At 71.8% G+C, this 1811-nt stretch carries 2 protein-coding genes; both read left to right on the forward strand.

Annotated elements, in window-relative coordinates; all coding sequences use genetic code 11:
- Nucleotides 1-12 precede the first annotated feature (12 nt).
- The gene (locus IJH84_RS20245; RefSeq protein WP_295147585.1) at nucleotides 13-1110 is read left to right on the forward strand and encodes an MSMEG_0568 family radical SAM protein; all 1098 of its coding nucleotides are present in this window, start codon (nucleotides 13-15) and stop codon (nucleotides 1108-1110) included.
- A 4-nt stretch (nucleotides 1111-1114) separates the two neighbouring features.
- The coding region (locus IJH84_RS20250; protein ID WP_367269058.1) for an MSMEG_0567/Sll0786 family nitrogen starvation N-acetyltransferase at nucleotides 1115-1811 on the forward strand (697 nt) is incomplete at its 3' end.

Below are 1811 nucleotides of genomic sequence, written 5' to 3' on the forward strand. Positions count from 1 at the left end.
CGGAGGTGTGTCGTGAGCGTGGGTACCGAACGGACATGCAACAGCACGACGGTGGACGTGCGGATCACCACCCGCGCGGAGCTGGCCCTGCGCGGGGTGCGGCTGGACGCCGAGGTCGCGCGACCGGCGGGCGCGGGCCCCAGCGACGACGGGCACGTCCTCGTCGACGGCGCCAACGCCGCGCTGCCCACCAATCCCGCCAGCCCGTACTCGGTGCGCGACGGGCGGGTCTGGCTGGGCGAGGAGGACACCGGGATCGAGCTCTCCCCGGTGCGCAGACCGAAGTTCTACGACCTGACCACATCGGACGGTGTGCGTTACGAGCAGATCGCCCGGCTGCACGGATCCGATGTGCTGGCCACGACCGTGGTGCAGACCTGCATCCGCTACGCCGAGTCGGACCGCTGCCGGTTCTGCACCATCGAGGAGTCGTTGCGCGGTGGTGCGACGGTGGCAGCCAAAACACCAGCTCAGCTGGCCGAGGTCGCCGAGGCCGCCGTCCGGCTTGACGGCGTGCGGCAGATGGTGATGACCACCGGCACCACAACCGGCCCGGACCGCGGCGCGCGCAACCTGGTGCGCTCGGTGCGCGCCGTGCTGGAGGCGGTTCCGGGACTGCCGATCCAGGTGCAGTGCGAACCACCCGGTGACCTGCGCTGGATCGGTGAGCTCAAGGACGTGGGCGCCACCGCGATCGGCCTCCATGTCGAGGCGCTGGACGAGCAGGTGCGGCGGCGATGGATGCCCGGCAAGTCCCAAGTCCCGCTGACCGAGTACGAAGCCGCGTGGGACGACGCGGTGCGCGTGTTCGGCCACAACCGGGTCTCCACCTACTTGCTGGTCGGGCTGGGAGAGGACCCCGACGAGCTGATCGCCGGCGCCGCCGGGCTCATCAATCGCGGCGTTTACCCGTTCGTCGTCCCGTTCCGCCCGATGGCGGGAACGCTGGCGGCCCGCGACGGCCTCGGTGCGCCGAGTGGTGAGCTGCTGAGCTACGTCACCGACGCGGTCGCCGAACTGCTCAAGGCCGCTGGGATGTCGGGCGCCGATCAGGGTGCGGGCTGCGCGGCCTGCGGTGCCTGCTCGGTGCTCAAGACGGCGGGCGGGTGAGGACGTGATCGCCTACGAGGAACTGCTCGCCCCCGGCAGCGGTCAGGTGCCGGACATCCTGTCGCTGCTCGGCGACCGCGCGAGCCTGGCCAGGCGCCCGGCGTTCCGCATCGAACCCGCCAACTCCACGACCCTGCCCGCCTACCAGAGGCTGCGGCACGAGGTGTTCGTGCGGGAACAGGGTCTGTTCACCGGAACCGATCGGGATGACCGCGACGACGACCCGCGCACGGTGGTGCTGGTGGCCCGATCAGCCGACGGCGACGTGCTCGGTGGCGTGCGGCTCGGCCCGGCTACCGACGGCCCCGATCTGGGCTGGTGGCAGGGCGGACGGCTGGCCGTCGACGGCCGGGCGCGCGGTACCGGCGGGATCGGCGCGGCGTTGATCAGGTCTGCCTGTGCGCATGCCGAAGCCGCGGGAGTGTTGCGTTTCGACGCCGCTGTGCAGGTGCGCTACGAGCCGTTGTTCGACCTCCTCGGGTGGCGGCGGGTCCGCGAGGTCGAGGCGGCCGGTGAGCCGCACATACTGATGCGGTGGCCGGTGCGCCGGATTCAGGACCTCGTCGAGGGCACCAAGGCCGCACTGGGACCGCTGCTGTCCACTGCCGCCGGGCTTCCGAAAGCTCTCGGGGGCCCGGGGTTCGTCGGTGACGACGGTGCTCCGGTGCCCGGCAGCGACCTGGTGGCGGCCTGCGACGCGA

The sequence above is a fragment of the Saccharopolyspora sp. genome (assembly GCF_017434145.1).
Lineage (GTDB): Bacteria > Actinomycetota > Actinomycetes > Mycobacteriales > Pseudonocardiaceae > Saccharopolyspora_C > Saccharopolyspora_C galaxeae.